Here is an 18027-nt window from a genome sequence, read left to right on the forward strand (position 1 = left end):
ACCAGATTGATGAGAGGCCAGATCTGAAATTTTTATTTTGTTCTTAAGGTTTTTAGACAACACATATCCTTTGGGAAGGAAGTCGTCGATATAATCATCTATTTTTATTTTACGTTCAATTACTGCCATAGGGTTTCTTTGTTGGTCTTTTACCTCCCAGCCAATATTGTTGATCAAATTGCTCACCATGTGGCCACCTTCGGGATAGAATTTTACGCTAGGTGTGGATTTGGGTTGGGGAAGGGCCATGTTAAGAAAAGTGCTATCCTTTTCATAGGTCAGTTTAACATATACATTTGGATCGGTGAGGTGGTCTTGTTGTTCTAGCATTAGTAGTGCTTGTCCGGAGGCATCTGTTTTGATCGTTTGTTTTGCCTTACCATAAGTGTAGGTTACTTCGGTGGGCTTTGGCAGAAACCGACTATCTGCTGTGGTAACCGAAACCAATATTTTGCTCGTTTTATTTTCGGTCGATACGATCTTCATGCTGGCCTTAAATGCGGGCTCTAGCATAGATTTAATGGTAATGGGCTGTGAAAAACTTACTTCTGGGTGTTTGTTGACCGTATAATCGGTAATGACCAAAAACCTATAATTACCGGCAGGAATAGAATCGGGGAGCATAATATTTCCAAAGGAAAAACCATTTTTCATGACAAATCTATCTTCCAAAACCACTTTGTTGTCTTTGTCGTTAACGAGCGATACAGACATGATGTGGTGTTTCCTAATATCCTTGGTACGTATAAGATAGCCACTAAACCAAACGGTTTCATTGCTCGAATAAACATTCTTGTCGAAATGAACAAAAAGATTGGTTGTAGGTTTAGCCTTATCATACCAATTCATTTTTTCTGAAAGAGGGTCTTGGGCAAATGAGCAATTTGCCAATAGGCTAAAAGTAAACAGGAATAAGAGTTTGCGCATTGATTTTTAGAAAATGGTGTTTGAAAAATGTACTCAGCTAATGTATAGAGTTAAAAATGAGCAAGAAAGACCGTTAAAGTTTGAAATAGTTTAAGACAGGATGGGGTGCTTTATTTGTTGTTTGCTACCTCAAATACTTTTTGATTATAAATAACCCTTTTATTAGATACTCTTTGAACTTTTACCTTGAAACGGCCAGCAATATCACTGGTACATTTGCTATCATAAAAAAGCGGCTTCATTATTTGAAGCCGCTTTAAAAATGATGGTAATTTTAACCTAGTAGCCAAATAGCTGCTCTAAGGTTAAGGTTTTTACGGCACCAAACTTTGCCATATCTTCTTGTTTTACTTTTTTATCTGAAGCCACAATAAGGTAAGTGTAGGGTTTATGGGCAATTTTTTGATCATGGAATGATTGGATGTTATCGAAAGTAAGCGGCTTGATGGCCTTATACCTATCTGTTCTCGAATCATAATTGTAGCCTAGTTTCTTATCGGCAAAATAATACGAGAAGATACCGTCTTTCACCACCCTGTTCGACTCATAGGTGCTTAGCAGGTTCGTTTTGGCTCCTTCAAAAGTTTTTTCGCTTTTAGGCAAAACATTCAATAATTCGTTCATGCCTGCAACAGCTTCGTTCATTTTATCGGCCTGGCTACCTACATAAGCAATCATGCTGTATTGTTTGTCGGCTCTATCTGGAGAAACATAACTGGCAAAAGTAGAATAAGCCAAAGCTTTAGATTCTCGAATGGTCTGGAAAACTACAGAACCCATTCCACCACCAAAGTAGTTGTTGAAAAGTTCGATGGTGGCACCATCGTTCTTATTGTAAAGGCCGGTATTTCTTAGCCAACGAATTTCAGATTGCACCATGTCGTAATTGGCAAAGTATACCCTGTTGGAATCTTGCACCGTATACGAATATACTTTGGCCGGTGCGGCAGGGGTAAACTCGGTTGGTAGCAAGTGCTGTTTTTTAATGTCAATGGTGAAAGCAGCAAGGTCTTTTGGCCCATAATAAGTAATTACATGCTCGTAGTTATTAAGGTTCTTCAATAAATAGATCAGGTCTGAAGATTTAATGTTCTTCACTTCCTCGTTACTTAGTACGTTGTTAAAAGGATTTAAGCTGCCATATTGCGCATAAGAAGTTAAAGCACTCATAATGGCGCCCTTGTTTAACTTATTGTTTTCCCTAGATTTTAAGATGCTGCCTTTTAATTCATCAAGCGCTTTTTCGTTTGCTTTAACATTGCTGAAAATGTGCTCTACCAAACTTACGGCCTTATCAAAATTCTCTTGCAGGCCACTAATGCTAATGGTTGCCACTTCGGTACCTACGTTGAGGTTATAGTTGCAGGCAATATTATAAAATTGCTTGCTCAGCTCTTCGGCAGTGTATTTGTCAGTGCCTAAATAAGGTAGATAAGAAGCCGCATATTGTAATAATTTGTAGTTGTTGGTGCCTATGTTAAACCTGTAGGTCATTCTAAAGATGGCATTCTCGGTGTTTTTTATGGTCAGTACCTCGGCAATTCCAGATTTACCAAATGTAATGTCTTTTTGGTAATCGATAAACTTAGGGGCAATGGCCTTTATCGGTGTTTCCAGTATGCTTTTTACAAATGGAGAAGTAAGGTTGGCATTGGCGTTAATTGGGGTAATGGCAGGTTTTTCCACTTTAATGGTGTTTTTGTCTTCACCTTTGTGTTTAAAGCCAATTACATAGTTATCTTTAAAGAAAGTGTTGGCAAAAGCCACTACTTGGGCTTTGGTAATTTTAGCTGTTTGCTCTATTTCGTCCAAGCTTTTGTCCCAACCATTTCCCCTGTTCATGATAAATTCGTTTGATAAATTTTCAGCCCTGCTGCTATTGCTGTCAAACGCTTGTAAAAAGCTCAGTTTTCTATTGGCTACAATGGCCTTTATCAGGTCGTCATCAAATTTACCTTGTTTTAATAAAGAGATCTGCTCTAATAAAAGTTTAGATACTTCTTCTAAACTCTGACCTTGTTTAGGTTGTGCAGAAAGGTTGAATACCCCGTAATCTTTCATCTGTTGATAGCTTGCGTTGGCCCTTAGTACCTTTTGTTGTTTATTAAGGTTAATGTCGAACAAACCAGCCTTTCCATTGGTTAAAATGCTGCGGATTAGTGATAACATTAGGCTTTCTTTCGAATTTTCGGCAAAACCACGATAATAGATGTCTACCATTTCTGCACTAGGACCATAAACATCTACTTTTTGTATTTGGGTCAATGGTTTTTCGGGTGCAGGATTATAGAGGGTTACAGGTTTGCTTACCATGAAGCTGAATGCCTTGTCTACCTTTTTGATCATTTCATCTGGATTAAGATCTCCTGCTAAAATGATGGCCATATTATTGGGTACATAGTATTTGTTGTAGTAGTTCCTAATTTCTATCAGTGAAGGATTTTTAAGGTGTTCAATAGTGCCTATGGTAGTCTGTTGCCCATAGTTGTGAACGGGGAAAAGTTTTTCCATCATGGCTTCGTCCAGCTTCCAGCCGTCATTGTCCAAGCCCCTATTTTTTTCTTCATAAACGGCTTCCAGCTCTGTGTGGAAAATACGGAAGATTGGTTTACGGAAACGTTCAGCCTGTATCGCCAAAAATTTGTCAACGGCGTTAGAAGGAAAATCTTCATTATAAACGGTTTCTTCATACCAAGTGTGTGCATTTGTGCTATTTCCGCCAATGCCCTGCATCATTTTATCATATTCATTGGCAATTGAAAAATTGGAAGCTTCACCAGAAGTCTTGTCAATTTCTTTGTAAATGGCTTTACGCTGTTCCGGATCGGTAGTTTTGTTGTACTTTTCGTATAGGGCGTCGATCTTGTCTAACAAAGGTTTTTCTTTTGCCCAATCGGCCGTGCCGAATTTATCGGTGCCCTTAAATAAAAGGTGCTCAAGGTAATGTGCTAGGCCTGTGGCATTTTTAGGATCGGTATTGCTCCCCGCCCTTACACTCATGCGGTATTCAATTTTAGGTTCCTTTAAGTTTTGCGACAAGATGACCGTCAATCCATTTTTCAACGTATAAAAACGTGTCTTGGAAGGGTCATTGGTTACATATTTATAGGTGTAACCTCCCGAAGTGGCAGTTTTCCATTGGTAAGTGGATTGTGCCAATAGGCTAGAGCCCGTAAATAACAGGCAAATAAATAATATCAGTTTTGGTTTCATATTAATAAGTTATCAATCAAATATACACAAGCTAAACAGTTTTTTTTAATGTTGTATTAAAAAATTAGTTGATTGAGGGAGTCGGATATTTTGTCGTATTTTTACCTTCATGAAAGAGAAAACAAAACCATCGATTTTAGTCGTAAATGATGATGGCATAACTGCTCCGGGAATAAAAGCATTAATAGAAGTGATGCAGGAAATAGGCCATGTAACGGTAGTAGCACCAGACGGTCCGCAATCTGGTATGGGACATGCCATAACCATTGGTAAACCTTTGCGTTTTGATAAGGTAGAACTTTATCCCGATGTGGAGATGTACAAATGTTCGGGTACCCCAGTTGATTGTGTGAAGTTGGCCGTGAACAAGGTTTTCAAAGGTAAAAAGCCAGATTTATGTGTGTCTGGCATTAACCATGGACTGAACAATTCCATTAATGTGATCTACTCGGGTACCATGTCGGCAGCAGTAGAAGGCGCTATAGAGAAAATTCCTTCTATTGGGTTTTCTTTAGATGATTTTGCACAAGAAGCAGATTTTTCACATTGTAAAAAGTTCATCAAATCAATTGCCCTACAAGTGCTGGCAAACGGATTGCCAGAAGGTACTTTGCTCAATGTGAATTTTCCGAAAGGGCCAGATCTTAAGGGAATAAAGATCTGTAGACAGGCCAACGCCAAGTGGGCAGAAGATTTTGAGGAACGAAAAGATCCCTATAGCCGACCTTATTATTGGTTGACCGGTGTATTTGAAAATTATGATAAGGGGGAGGATTCTGATGTATGGGCTTTAGATCATCGTTATGTTTCTGTAGTACCTGTGCAGTTTGACCTTACGGCTCATCATGCCATTCAGATACTCAATTCATGGGATTTTAATGCAAATTCAACTTATGTTAGGCCAACATCAAGTGCCGATGGTGTAAATTTGGGTTAAGATGAACAAACTAAAAAATCATGTTTTGGTTGGTTTGGCCATAGGCTTATTAAGCCCCCTCATTTTAGGAGCGCTGGCCTGGTATCTGATGCATCATGTTCAGGGGCTGAAAAAGGCCGACCTGCTATTGATAGGTTGTGTAGCGGTGAATTTGGCCTGGATGAATTATTTTTTTAAGCTGAATAAAGAACTTATAGGTAGGGGAATAGTGAGTGCCACCTTTCTTTGTGCGTTTGCCTTCTTCATTTACAAAGTAATGCAGGAAATCTAAATACAATTTTTATGATGACAAGGGTTACATTTAGCAACTAAAAACTTCCAATTCTATTTTTAAACATGAAATATTATCTAGTGGCAGGCGAGGCATCGGGCGATTTACATGGCGCCAATTTGATGAAGGCATTGAAACGGGAAGATGTGGATGCCGAGTTCAGGTATTTTGGTGGCGATAAAATGCAGAACGAAGGCGGAGCGTTGGTGAAACATTATGCCGATATGGCCTTTATGGGGTTTACGGAAGTGCTGCTTAATTTGCGTACCATCTTTAAAAATCTTAAAACCTGCAAAGAAGATATATTAGCCTACCAACCAGATGTAGTTATACTTATCGATTTTCCGGGCTTTAACCTCAAAATAGCGGAGTTTGCTAAGCAACATGGTATTCGGGTGTTTTATTATATCTCGCCAAAGGTATGGGCCTGGAACCAGAAAAGGGTGCTGAAAATCAAGCGAATCGTAGACCAATTGTTCTGTATACTACCATTTGAGGTAGATTTTTATAAAGAGTGGGGAATGGAAGTAGATTATGTAGGCAATCCCTTGTTGGATGAAATTTCGCAGTTTAAACCCGATGAACACTTCAGGCACCATCATCAATTGGATGAAAGGAAGATCGTGGCCTTTTTGCCAGGAAGTAGGAAGCAGGAGATCGCACGTTTATTGCCAGTGATGTTAAGTGTGGTGTCCGATTTTCCAGCTTATCAATTTGTGGTCGCTGGAGCTCCAAGTTTTCAGACCGACTATTATCATCAGTATATAGGAGATCAGAAAGTAAAGTTGATTTTCTCGCAAACCTATAACTTGTTACATTATGCGCATGTGGCCGTAGTAGCTTCGGGTACGGCTACACTCGAAACGGCATTGTTTAAAGTACCACAAGTGGTTGTCTATAAGGGTGGGGCAATTTCTATTGCTATTGCCAGAATGCTGGTGAAAATTAAGTTTATCTCTTTGGTTAATCTTATTGTCAATAAAAAGATCGTTACCGAATTGATCCAGGAAGACTGCAATACGAAAAAAGTGAAGGAAGAACTCCAAGTCATCTTATCCGAGCAGGGGAGGGAACAAATGCTCAGGAATTATGATGGGTTATTAGAGCTGATGGGAAAACCGGGTGCATCGGAGAAAACAGCTAAGCTGATGAATGCTTATCTGAAAAAGTGATCATCAAAAAAATATACCCATTTCTAGGTATTGTTTAGGCTGTACGGTATCTATAGTTTTGCCTAAAACATTATCGTTTTCGAGTTAAGTGAATAAGAATTTTGTTTGTCTATTCTCTACTTAACTATGTTATTGTGTTTGGGAGGACTGGATAGTCTTCCCTTTTTTTTATTTATTACTTGTAAAACTATTAAAAATATTTACTTTTGCCCCAGCATGGGGGATTAGCTCATTTGGCTAGAGCGCTTGCCTGGCAGGCAAGAGGTGACCGGTTCGAATCCGGTATTCTCCACAAAAACGTATAATAATTTGATTTTCAAACAGTTATTCGTTTTTTTTTGTTTAATGCTGTGGCTGAGTTATGGCTTTTGCTGAACTGAAGTAGCCTTTTATTCTACCTGTGACTGCGAAAATCATAATGTTGTGGAGAATATTGCATTGAAAACTGTTGAAGATTAATAGATGTGATCAGTCCTTACCAGGTTTTGTCGAGATAAACTAGGACATTAGGCAGCCATACTTAAAATGCCTGCATCTCCAGGTCATTTAAATTTCTGAACATTATTTATTTCGCGACATTGATGCCAACCACTTCTGATAGATGGGATACCAAACCCTATCTCCGTTAGAACCATTGCACAGCACGACAATCCCGCTTTTGATTTGCATATCCATAAAGACGGCCGCACTCCAACCGACGTTTTCGCCTGTGTGCCCAATGGTTCGAATGCCATCGTAATTCATAAAGCGGTACCCCAGCCCACTTTCTCCCTCGATAGAGGATGGCATTACAGGCTGCTCCATTAGCTGTACGGTTTCTGGTCTCAATACCTTATTAAGTTGACTGGAATTTTTTGTGATGGACAGTTCGGCAAAATGCGCCAGGTCCATAATGGTCGTCTGGAGTCCAGCCGCTGCCTGCTCGGTGAATATCCTGTTCTTTATCGGAGCTCCAACGGTGTCATAGGCGGTTGCGGAATTTGCCATCATATGCTCGGTCCATTCATAATTGGTATGGTTCATGCCTAACGGCCGGAACACATGCCTGCGCATGTATGCTGCAAATGTTTTTTTGGTTCTTTCCTCCAGGAGCAGTTGAGCAAGGGTGTATCCTCCTCCCGAATATTGCCATTTTGTGCCCGGCTCGTTGACCAACCTAACACTTTCGCCATTTCGCTTTGTCTTGCCCTCCAGTGATTCCTGCAGCGAGAGCAGTTTGGTGCCTTGCTCGGCCCCTCCGTATCCGTGCACCGAAAGGCCGGCAGTATGGCTCAAAATCCGCCTCAATGTAACCTTTTCGATATCAAAAGGTGAAGAGGGAATTTTCCACCTGTTCAGGTAGCGATTCACCGGCGAATCAAGGCCTACCAATCCCTTTTCGCTCAACTGCACAAATCCCCATGCCGACACCATCTTTGATACAGAGCCAACGTTGAAGATAGTTTCTTTTGTTATTGGTCTCTTACTGGCCAGATCTGCATATCCTATACATTGTATGAATGCTATCTTTCCATCACGGATTACTGCCACGGCTATCCCTGGAACACTTTCTTTCCTTGTGAGATCTGCGCCCAGCTTTCCGATTTCGAGATAGAGCGGGTCTCGTGCCCCCGATAACATTCCAAGGGCCTTGGCCTGTCTTGCTTCTCTAGCAGATGAACAGGATAACAAGATGGTAGCACAGGCAGCCAATGAGACCGCCACTATAAGCGTATGTTTAAGCATATGTCATTCTGGTAACTGATTTTCCGTCGTTGTGGTTAGGTGGATCTCAACCAGTCTCGAAGATATGTAAAAAATTTTTCTCTAAGTCCGTCCATATATTTTAGATCAGCCTTTGGTATGTCCGTTAACTGGGATTCCAGCCAGGCTTGTTTCGCTCAAAAAATACGATTTTATATTTCCCGACATCTTGTGGTAAAGCGTATCCCGGACCTGGAGCCGACCGGGAATTTGTCACAGCCCGGCATTTTGGTCAATATGGATGATCGATATACTGAAAATATCGATATTGGCCTCCACGAGTATCCTACATATAGACGGGATCTGCTCGATGTTCTCATACTTGATGTTGACCCAACCATTTTCCGTTGAGACAGAGACAGCAAAGAAATCAAGCAGACCTGTAATTGTTACTTGTATTTATTGAAATTATCACTGTTGTTTTATTTTGACCCTGATTGCCACACAAACTGATGGGCTAACCTGGGTTGGTTGTTTTACCATTTACCTGATCAAAGGTATTTGGCGCCAATCAAAAAAACTTGTAGAAAAGCGAACGTGGGAAAGGCGATTTGGCATAGGGAATTTTCCCTCCAAACCCTTGTTGCAGTTAATGCTGCCTAAAATGTATATTTACAACAGATAGATTAGAAATGGGAAAGTTTAGCTACAGTGAGTATCGGGTACCAAGAAGCATGTCCCTGTTTGTGAAAAAGGTTTGGACGCTTGATAACCTAGACAGTTCCTCGGTGGTCATGGACAGATTTGCGCTACCCAATGGCTGCTTCAATATTGCAGTTATTAGGGGCAACGGCCTTAAGATCACCCACCGGGAAACAATAATACACTTGAGCCCAGGAACTTATTTCTGCGGTCAGATGACAGAATCACTGGGCATTGAGATTCATCCCAAGAGCAGGGCCACGATGTTGCAGCACTTTACCGACCAGGGCATGCATAATTATACCGACCATTTTTACCGTACCGATGATGTTCTGCCAGGTTTGCCCGAAGGTATCGATCTATCCAGCGGTGAACTCTGTAGATCTATGGCAGATAGGTGGGGATCACTTGCAAAGGATGTAAGGCCTGCAATGGACCTGCAGCGCAGCACATCGATGATTATGGAGGCCTCTGGAGATATCAGTATCAGGGTTGTGGCGACAATGTTAGGGCGTTCTTCAAGATACATCCAGAAGCTTTTCAAAAAAGGACTGGGGCTTACACCGAAAAAATTTGCCGATATCATTAGATTGAGAAGTATCGTGGACAAAATCGCAGCTGGTGGGAATGGTAAATCCGATTTTACGGGAATTGCGATCTCCAATACGTTTTACGACCAGGCACATTTTACCAATGCTTTTCAGGCTATGTTCAAGACTACGCCGAAGCGGTTTGACAGGAAGGCCTATTTTTTGTCGTACATTAAGTAATAATAGGTGGTTTTGCCAGAGAAGAGACCATGTTTACCTGTATTATAGCCCTTATTTAAAACTCAGCCAAAACTAAGACAATAGAAGGCTAAATAGCGAGTGAAATGTATAGATTTATCTCATCATTTATATCGTGTATAATGCAAAATTATCCACAAATATTTGAGTTTTTTTTGGGAATATTCAGCCAAATTTTGTATTTTAGGTAATAAGAAATTTTATAATAATTCAGTTAAAATGCCTTTTGATGTGGATTTTTAATGATTTTGAATATTGAAAACTCTGCCAAAACTCAGCCAAATCACCCAAAATGATAGATAAAAAACCGCTTTTAAGTTGCCAAAAACAGCGTTTGGAACGCGCAATTGAGGAAGTGTATACTCCGGTATTCTCCACTTAGAAAGTCATATTAGAAATCTGTCTGATATGACTTTTTTTATTTTAAACATCAAATTAGACAATCGAGTACACAATTTACGTAATATTAAATTGTGTACTCGATTGTCTAATTTGATGTTTAAAGATTTAGAGAATTATAGTGGCGGATCTAGCCTCCCACAATGAGAATTCATGAACAATATTCTTTAGACCGAGCTTCCTTGGTAACATTCCTATCCTTCAAAAATTATTCTTTTACCACTTTTAGGGTCTGTTGTTCGCCAATACCCAGCGACTATTTATGGCCTTATAAAATCCTGAAAAATAGAAGGCAGCAAAGTCGTGGACTTATTGGGGGTATTAGTTGATATTGTCATATAAGATGCTGAAAATAGGGGTGCATATAACATCATACTAAAACTAATTGTTTATTAAAGTGCAATGATATTAACGCTTTTTAATTTCAATACCTTATTTTTACCGAATCATGGAAACTCAGAAAAAAGATATATTCGATACAGTTGCCCAGCGTTTACAAATAGAGGGGTTTAAGGTAGTAGATCGCGACGAGAGCAGGCCGTGGGGAGGGTTCTTTGTCATTGACGAAGCACAAGCACAACAATTTGCAGATACCTATTTCGATGGACTGGATATAGATACCCTAAAAATTGGCGGAAAATTAAGTCCAAAGATTTTGATAGTGGCCCCTAATAAACGTTTGTCTTGGCAATACCATCACCGTAGGGCCGAAATTTGGCAGGTAGTTACTGGTACGGTGGGCGTAAAAACGAGCGAAACGGATGAAGAGGGTGAATTAAAAAAATACCATTCAAATGACCAGGTCAAATTACATCAGGGCGAACGCCATCGTTTAATTGGACTGGATGATTGGGGGGTAGTGGCCGAAATATGGCAACATACCGATCCGCAAAATCCCTCTGATGAAAATGATATTGTTCGCGTTCAGGACGATTTTGGGAGATAATCAATTAATTATTTATTTACGGGTTCTTGATTTCAAGAACAATAATCAAAATTCTAATACTTTACCGGATAGAATTTTAAAAACAGGCTGTTGTTAAATACCCTGTACACATTTTTGTATGATCATAGTTTATTTTTTCTTGGCACATTGGTTTTTATCATTGTTTAGCCAAACGTTTTTTCTACATAGATATTCATCGCATAAAATGTTTAAGATGAATAGATTTTGGGAAAAGTTCTTTTACCTGTTGTTATTGATTTCTCAAGGTTCCTCTTTCTTAAATCCGAGAGCTTACGCCATTCTGCACCGGATGCACCATGCCTATAGCGATACAGAGAAAGATCCGCATTCGCCACATTTCTTTAAGGATGTATTTGGAATGATGATTGCCACCAAGAATATGTACATGGCCTATCTGCTACATAGAATTGAACCAGATCCTGCTTTTAGGGGCAATTACCCAGAGTGGCCCATTATAGACAGGATTGGAGATTCATGGCTTTGGCGGCTTGCCTGTGGGGCATTCTATATCTGGTTCTATGTGACATTTGCTACACAATGGTGGATGTTCTTATTGCTGCCCATACATTTCTTAATGGGGCCTATACATGGAGCTATCGTAAACTGGTGCGGCCATAAATATGGCTATTCAAATCACGATAATGATGATCATAGTAAAAACTCTTTACCTTGGGATTTTTTGCTTATGGGAGAACTGTTCCAAAACAATCACCATAAAAAACCGAATTCTCCTAACTTCGCTACCAAATGGTGGGAGTTTGATCCAACCTATCCTCTGATGAAGCTTATGCACTGGATGCGCATTATCAAGATTAGAAAAGTTTAAATATGTTTACTTTTAAATGATTTTTTCTATGGCAAGCAAATTCACTATGTTAATGCAGGCAACTTTGTTGTTGCTGTTCACAGGGGTTTATGCACAAACTCCGGTAAGCAAAGGCAATTCATTCGATGGGCCATACCTGCTGTATAGGGGCGATCGAATCTTGGTAAAGCAGGTAGACCATAACGCACAATCGGCAAAGGTGAGCGATCAATCTTATCCGTTAAAGGACAAATCAAAAATTATCCTGAAGGTTGAGTTCTCAGATGCTCCTGAGAAAAATTTTGAGGTCAAGTTAAAACCTGCTATTAAAAATGAACCTTCTATATGGGATCAACCAGAGAAGATGTTGGTTTTGTCTGATATAGAAGGAGAGTTTGATGCACTGAGGGATTTGTTGTTAGCTAACCAGGTAATCAACAAAAAATACGAATGGATCTTTGGCAAGGGACATTTGGTGATCTGTGGAGATTTATTTGATAGGGGAAAAGATGTGCCAGCTACACTTTGGCTCTTATATCAATTAGAGGAAGCGGCTAAAGTAAAAGGAGGATATGTACATACCATTTTGGGTAACCATGATATCATGAACCTGGCGGGAAACCTCAAATATTTGGATCAAAGGTATTTGGCCGGTGCAGAGCTTATGGGCTATCCATATGCCGAGCTTTATGATGAGCATACAGAATTGGGCAGGTGGCTTAGAAGTAAAAATCTGCTGGAGAAAATTGGAGACAATTTGTGCCTGCATGGTGGAGTATCTCCAGAAATCAATGAACTGAATTTAAGTGTAGAACAGATAAATATTCTCTCTAGGCCATATATAGGATGGAAAGACTTGAAAAATACAGTTACCGATGATAAAATTCTTCAGCTATTCAGTAGCACTGTTGGCCTGTTTTGGTACAGGGGATATTTTAAGGAGCCAGCTGTTGATGAAAAAATCATAGACCAAACCCTGGCAAAATTTCAGGTGAAAAGAATAATCGTGGGACACACCATTACCAAGTCTAACATTGGCTTTTATTACAATGGTAAGGTATTAGGGGTAGATGTAAATCAACATGCAGGTAAGCATGAGGGTGCCCTTTATATCAATAAACAGTGGTATAAGGTCGATTTGACTGGAAAGCGCTCTAAAATAGATTAGAGCCTGGTATAAAAAGCCATTCCAAGCAAGGAAAATCTGTTGAAGAACAGACAGCCCATTTCTTGGAATGGCTAAAAGGCTTAATTGTTTCTATTTCCCCTTCTATGAAATTTCTTCTGATTGGTTTTTGCGCCAGCCTTCGAATCCTTTTGAGGCTTGCGTTGTACCTCTTTATTGGCCAGCATGCTCTGCCAACTTAAAGGATAGGGATGATTTTCCACTATAGGAATGGTGCGCTTTATCAGTTTATGGATATCCAACAGGTATTCATTCTCTTCGCCATCTACAAAAGAGATTGCAGTTCCATTAGCTCCCGCACGTCCGGTACGACCAATTCTATGTACGTAAGTTTCTGGAATATTAGGTAGGTCGTAATTGAAAACATGTGTAAGGTCATCAATATCAATACCACGGGCGGCAATATCTGTAGCCACTAGCACCCTTAATGTTCTATCTTTAAAGTCGTTCAAAGCTCTTTGCCTGGCGCCTTGCGATTTATCGCCATGTATGGCCGCTGCCTTAATGCCATCTTTGGCCAAGTCCCTGGCAATGCGATCGGCACCATGTTTGGTACGGGTAAATACCAAGGTGTGATCTATGTTAAGCTCATCTAAAAGATGTTTTAACAATTTTCTTTTGTCTGGTTTATCAACAAAATAAACCGATTGGGTTATGGTGTCGGCTGTAGAAGAAACTGGAGTAACCTCTACCATAACCGGATCTTTTAAGATGGTGTTGGCCAATTTCTGTATTTCTGTAGGCATGGTGGCCGAAAAGAACAAGGTCTGTCTTTGGGCAGGAAGTTTGGCTACTATTCTTTTAACGTCGTGAATGAAGCCCATGTCTAACATACGGTCGGCCTCGTCCAGAACAAAAATTTCAATATCGTTAAGGCTAATGTAGCCCTGGTTCATTAAATCTAATAATCTGCCGGGGGTGGCCACTAAGATATCTACTCCTTTTCTTAGGGCATCTACCTGAGGCTGTTGGCCTACACCTCCAAAAATTACCAGGTTTTTAACGGGAAGGTTTTTTCCGTAGGCATTAAAGCTTTCTTGTATCTGAATGGCTAGCTCTCTGGTTGGTGTTAAAACCAATGCCTTTATGGCTTTTTTATTGGTTTTTAAGTGTCTCATGTGCAGGATCTGTAGCATGGGAATGGCAAATGCTGCAGTTTTGCCCGTTCCGGTCTGGGCACATCCCAATAGATCCTTGATTTTTAAAATACTAGGAATGGCTTTTTCCTGTATAGGGGTTGGCTTTTGATATCCTTCGGACTCAACAGCTTTTAATAGGGGCTCAATTAGCCTCAATTCTGAAAATAACAAAATATAATAGTATTAAATGTAAATCGAAGAAGCTAGAACAATCATTCGTTGAAGGACTAACTTACGAGTTGCTTTAAATTTAAATGATTAAAGAAATTCAGCTTCGAATGGCAAATATAGGTAAAATTTATTTAATGGGATTTTTAAGGGTTTTGGAAACGATTGGAAGTGTTCATGGCAAGTTCAGCCCCGCTTTCCACTTTATCCCGATAAAATCGGGATGCCCGTTTCAATCTGGGTTTAATTAACATAGACTTACGAAGTTTTAAAACTTCGTAAGTCTTAAGACTGCTTTGGTCCGCTAATTTTTGCTTTCTGTTGTTCGTAATCGCAAAGTATTATATTTTTAATCCACTTAGGTAAATGTTTTTTAAGGATTACAAATCCTTTGATAGGTCTTCCAGATTGCAAATCTGGAAGAGCAGGTTTTAATGCACAATAAAAGAAGAAATACTTTAAGGATTGCAAATCCTAAGTTAGGATTTGTAATTTACCTGAAATTGCAGATTTAAAGATTACTCAATTCCTTTTTTCTTCTACTTTCGGTCTTAATTTTATGTTTTTGGACTTTTTCTATCGTATTATCTTCATATGTCTTGTCGATATATTTTAATTCAATTCGTTGATTTTTGAGAGAATAAATATCTTGAAATTTGAATGAATTAAAAGTAATATATTTTGTGAGAGAAGGTCTACTTTCCCTTAATTGGAAGACCATATTTAGAAATTAATTCTTTTTCAATATCTAAAGCCGTTTTCTTTATGGAAGAGGCGCTAGATATATACGATTTGTATTTTTTATCATCAAAATACACAGTTTTTATAAATTTTGGTAGCTGTAAGTGTTATAGCTACTAGTTTTTTATTTTTCATATTCCAAGGTAAATATATGATTGTTAAATTCTTTCCAGAGCCTGTTCCAGATCCTTGATCAAATACTCGGGTTCTTCCAAACCAACATATATCCTAATTAGCGTATGTCTTTGTTGCTGAAGGTCGAAATCAGTGATGCGAATGCCGGCACAGGCCGGTATGATTAAGCTTTCGTAACCGCCCCAAGATACGGCCATTAAGATGTGCTTTAAGCTATTGCAGAAAGTTTCGATTTTTTGAAGTGAAGCTTCCTTTAGGATAATACTCAACAAGCCGCCACAGGCTTTCATCTGTTTTTTTGCCAAATCTAACTGTTTGCTATTCTTGCTAAATGGGTACAACACACTTTCTACTTTCTCGTGTTGTTCTAAATACTCAATAACTTTGTTTGCATTTGCTGTGATTTTTTCCAAGCGGATAGGTAAGGTGCGCAGCCCCCTTAGCAAGAGCCAGGCATTTTGTGGAGCCAGTGAGGCGCCAATATTCATGTATTCTTTTTCAAAGATCTGTTTGATCAATTTTCGGTCTCCGGTCACAACGCCAGCAAGTACATCGCTATGTCCGGCCAGATATTTGGTGGCCGATTGTGCAACTAGGTCAATGCCGTAAGCAATAGGCTGTTGGTATAGTGGTGAGCAATAGCTATTGTCGATCATGGTGATGATGTTTTTCGCTTTGGCTATTTTGGCTATGGCGGACAAGTCCTGTACGTCAAAACTAAAAGTGTTGGGCGATTCCAGAAAGATCAGTCTGGTTTTGGGGCTAATCGCATTTTCAATTTCCTGGACTTGGCTACCATTCACAAAAGTGGTCTTTATACCAAATTTTGGAAGAAAATCTTGAAATAGTTTAATGGTCCAGCTGTAGGGGTTTTCTACACATACCACCTCATCGCCAGCCCTAAGCAAGGCCAGCACAGGGATAGTGATAGCGGCAATGCCACTTCCAAATACCAGGGCATCTTCTGCGCCATCTAGTGCCGCAAGTTTTTTTCTTAAAATATCAATGGTTGGGTTAAATCCACGAGAATATAAGTTGCCCTGGAATTCATCTGCCAGTGCATTTCTAAAGTCGTTGACCGTATTGAATTTAAAATTGCTTGTTTGGATGATGGGTGGGGCTATGGCATTAAAATAGTTTTCCCGCTCCTCGCCCAATTCGTTCAATATAAATGAAATATCCATGCTATATGCTATCGTTTTTTTTCTTGCTCAGGAATTTGTTTAAAAAGTAGATGACAATAAAGCCCATAAAAATATAGATCCCATTAATGGCGGCATCGGGGGCATCATTATAGATACTAATGGCTACAAATAGATAAGCTGCAATAAATATAATGGGCATGAGTGGATAAAGTTTCATGGTGTAGATGCTGTTCTTGTCCAAATGTGCCGTTTTTTTGCGCAGGTAAAAAATGGTAGCGGCAGAGAAGATCATGCCGGCACCATCTAAGAAAATGGTGTAGTTTAAGATTTTATCGAATGTTTTGGCATAAAATAAGGTTACAATAGATAAGATGGTGAAAATGGTGAGGCTGACTACCATTACTTCATTTTTCTTGGTCTTCTTGGTAAAGATACGGGGTAGGGCCCTTTCTTCTCCCATAGCATACATTGCCCTAGGGTTACTTAACAGATTTACATTTACATAGCCCAAAACCGAAAAGAAAATAAGTATAGAAAGTACGGTAAAGCCCGCTGGTCCAAAAATCTGGCCTGCTAAAATAGCGGCAATACTTTGGGCTGTTTTCAATTGCTCAAACCCGATCACCTTTACATACGCATAGTTAATGGCCATGTAAAGCGTAATAATAATGCCCAAGCCCAATATGATGGATTTTGGAATAACACGTTTGGCATCTTGTGCCTCTCCGCCAAAATTAATGGTCTGCTGATAGCCGCCAAAACTAAAAGAGACGGCAATAAGGCAGAGGCCCAGTGCTTTCCCATAATCGCTCCAAGTTGCTGGCAACCCATTTGTGGTACTGAATACGGAGGGCATATGAGTGTGCTGTTCTCCAAAAAAAACGGCACAAATAAGGGTTACCACCATAATTAGTTTAATGATCGTTAAGACGTTCTGTGTTCTGGAGCTGGTTCTTAAACCCAACAGGTTAATGGTATAGAAGATAATAATGCTAACGAGTGCAATTAAGATGCGATAATCATTGTTCTGCATTTCAATGGGAAAGAGTGCTTTATTAAGGTACTCTGCGCCAATTAAAGACACGCCTGCTACCGATGCCGCATTACTTACTACAATAATGCAATTAATGGCGAAAGCGATAGACGGGTGATAGCATACCGAGAATATTTTGTAGTAGCCACCCGTTACCGGATAGCGGGAGCCAATTTCGGCATAAGTAAGTGCTCCACACAGGGCTACAAGACCGCCCACAATCCATGCTAAAAAGAAAAGTTCAGGGACCTGCGCCTTGGCTGCTACGTTTACTGGGGTTCGGAAAATTCCCATGCCTATTACTAGACTGACCACGATCATGGAAAGGTCGAATAGAGAGAGTTGCTTTTTTTCTGGGTTCATTCGTAATAGTTTGTTGTTTGCTGCTTGGTGAGCTAAATAGGTTTTCGATTAGCAATTTAGTAATAAAAGGAGTTAACGGTTTAACAATTGTCAAAATTTAGCTTGTCTTTGCCCCAAAAATGTTCAATTGTGGAAATCTAAACTGTAAAAAAGCACAAAATTGATTAAATTTGTAAGGCTGAATTGCCTTTGGCATCTTCGAAAGAAAGGTAATGGTGAAAATGTTAAGGAGGATACTTAGCTTTCTCATGAT

12 protein-coding genes, 1 tRNA gene and 1 pseudogene are annotated in these 18027 nt (G+C 39.6%); 8 read left to right on the forward strand and 6 right to left on the reverse strand.

The features are described from left to right. Together JHD79_RS16510 and JHD79_RS16515 are read right to left on the reverse strand one after the other, a co-directional pair. Window positions 1-927: pseudogene (locus JHD79_RS16510) on the reverse strand (hypothetical protein); the annotation flags it as partial. 279 nt (window positions 928-1206) lie between these two features. After that, on the reverse strand, window positions 1207-4140 hold the full coding sequence (locus JHD79_RS16515) for a pitrilysin family protein (protein ID WP_199120406.1): 2934 nt from the start codon (window positions 4138-4140) through the stop codon (window positions 1207-1209). A gap of 109 nt (window positions 4141-4249) precedes the next feature. On the opposite strand from JHD79_RS16515, the gene surE reads away from it, so the two are divergent. From surE to JHD79_RS16535, 4 genes are all read left to right on the forward strand, one after another. Next, the gene (gene surE / locus JHD79_RS16520; protein WP_199120407.1) at window positions 4250-5077 is read left to right on the forward strand and encodes a 5'/3'-nucleotidase SurE; all 828 of its coding nucleotides are present in this window, start codon (window positions 4250-4252) and stop codon (window positions 5075-5077) included. Between the two features lies 1 nt (window position 5078). After that, window positions 5079-5348 (forward strand): stationary phase survival protein SurE, encoded by a 270-nt coding sequence (locus JHD79_RS16525; protein WP_233164754.1) that lies wholly within the window; start codon window positions 5079-5081, stop codon window positions 5346-5348. A 65-nt stretch (window positions 5349-5413) separates the two neighbouring features. Further along, window positions 5414-6520 (forward strand): lipid-A-disaccharide synthase, encoded by a 1107-nt coding sequence (gene lpxB, locus JHD79_RS16530; protein WP_199120408.1) that lies wholly within the window; start codon window positions 5414-5416, stop codon window positions 6518-6520. A 218-nt stretch (window positions 6521-6738) separates the two neighbouring features. After that, a tRNA-Ala gene (locus JHD79_RS16535) sits at window positions 6739-6812 on the forward strand. Window positions 6813-7081: 269 nt separating this feature from the next. Here JHD79_RS16535 and JHD79_RS16540 read toward each other — a convergent pair. Continuing rightward, window positions 7082-8245, reverse strand: a complete 1164-nt coding sequence (locus JHD79_RS16540; RefSeq protein ID WP_370583349.1) for a serine hydrolase domain-containing protein — start codon at window positions 8243-8245, stop codon at window positions 7082-7084. A 650-nt stretch (window positions 8246-8895) separates the two neighbouring features. Here JHD79_RS16540 and JHD79_RS16545 point away from each other — a divergent pair. The 4 genes from JHD79_RS16545 to JHD79_RS16560 all read left to right on the forward strand — a co-directional run bounded on the left by JHD79_RS16545 (window position 8896) and on the right by JHD79_RS16560 (window position 13032). Beyond that, a complete protein-coding gene (locus JHD79_RS16545) occupies window positions 8896-9675 on the forward strand; it encodes an AraC family transcriptional regulator (protein ID WP_199120410.1) in 780 nt (259 codons plus the stop codon). Window positions 9676-10540: 865 nt separating this feature from the next. Next, window positions 10541-11038, forward strand: a complete 498-nt coding sequence (locus JHD79_RS16550; protein WP_199120411.1) for a phosphoheptose isomerase — start codon at window positions 10541-10543, stop codon at window positions 11036-11038. 118 nt (window positions 11039-11156) lie between these two features. Further along, on the forward strand, window positions 11157-11885 hold the full coding sequence (locus JHD79_RS16555) for an acyl-CoA desaturase (RefSeq protein ID WP_199120412.1): 729 nt from the start codon (window positions 11157-11159) through the stop codon (window positions 11883-11885). Between the two features lie 28 nt (window positions 11886-11913). Then, on the forward strand, window positions 11914-13032 hold the full coding sequence (locus tag JHD79_RS16560) for a metallophosphoesterase (RefSeq protein WP_199120413.1): 1119 nt from the start codon (window positions 11914-11916) through the stop codon (window positions 13030-13032). Window positions 13033-13112: 80 nt separating this feature from the next. On the opposite strand, the gene JHD79_RS16565 is transcribed toward JHD79_RS16560, so the two are convergent. The 3 genes from JHD79_RS16565 to JHD79_RS16575 form a co-directional block, all read right to left on the reverse strand. Beyond that, a complete protein-coding gene (locus JHD79_RS16565; protein WP_199120414.1) occupies window positions 13113-14360 on the reverse strand; it encodes a DEAD/DEAH box helicase in 1248 nt (415 codons plus the stop codon). A gap of 896 nt (window positions 14361-15256) precedes the next feature. Further along, the gene (locus JHD79_RS16570) at window positions 15257-16417 is read right to left on the reverse strand and encodes a PLP-dependent aspartate aminotransferase family protein (protein ID WP_199120415.1); all 1161 of its coding nucleotides are present in this window, start codon (window positions 16415-16417) and stop codon (window positions 15257-15259) included. A 1-nt stretch (window position 16418) separates the two neighbouring features. Then, a complete protein-coding gene (locus JHD79_RS16575) occupies window positions 16419-17774 on the reverse strand; it encodes an APC family permease (protein ID WP_199120416.1) in 1356 nt (451 codons plus the stop codon). Window positions 17775-18027 lie beyond the last annotated feature (253 nt).

The sequence above is a fragment of the Pedobacter sp. ASV28 genome (genome assembly GCF_016428855.1).
Classification (GTDB): domain Bacteria; phylum Bacteroidota; class Bacteroidia; order Sphingobacteriales; family Sphingobacteriaceae; genus Pedobacter.

Bases quoted from the DNA above. Each gene is read 5' to 3' on its own strand.
- JHD79_RS16525 (WP_233164754.1), top strand. From the start codon at position 5,079: ATGAACAAACTAAAAAATCATGTTTTGGTTGGTTTGGCCATAGGCTTA.
- JHD79_RS16555 (WP_199120412.1), top strand. From the start codon at position 11,157: ATGATCATAGTTTATTTTTTCTTGGCACATTGGTTTTTATCATTGTTT.
- JHD79_RS16570 (WP_199120415.1), bottom strand. From the start codon at position 16,417: ATGGATATTTCATTTATATTGAACGAATTGGGCGAGGAGCGGGAAAAC.
- lpxB (WP_199120408.1), top strand. From the start codon at position 5,414: ATGAAATATTATCTAGTGGCAGGCGAGGCATCGGGCGATTTACATGGC.
- JHD79_RS16540 (WP_370583349.1), bottom strand. From the start codon at position 8,245: ATGCTTAAACATACGCTTATAGTGGCGGTCTCATTGGCTGCCTGTGCT.
- JHD79_RS16545 (WP_199120410.1), top strand. From the start codon at position 8,896: ATGGGAAAGTTTAGCTACAGTGAGTATCGGGTACCAAGAAGCATGTCC.
- JHD79_RS16550 (WP_199120411.1), top strand. From the start codon at position 10,541: ATGGAAACTCAGAAAAAAGATATATTCGATACAGTTGCCCAGCGTTTA.
- JHD79_RS16560 (WP_199120413.1), top strand. From the start codon at position 11,914: ATGGCAAGCAAATTCACTATGTTAATGCAGGCAACTTTGTTGTTGCTG.
- JHD79_RS16575 (WP_199120416.1), bottom strand. From the start codon at position 17,774: ATGAACCCAGAAAAAAAGCAACTCTCTCTATTCGACCTTTCCATGATC.
- JHD79_RS16515 (WP_199120406.1), bottom strand. From the start codon at position 4,140: ATGAAACCAAAACTGATATTATTTATTTGCCTGTTATTTACGGGCTCT.
- surE (WP_199120407.1), top strand. From the start codon at position 4,250: ATGAAAGAGAAAACAAAACCATCGATTTTAGTCGTAAATGATGATGGC.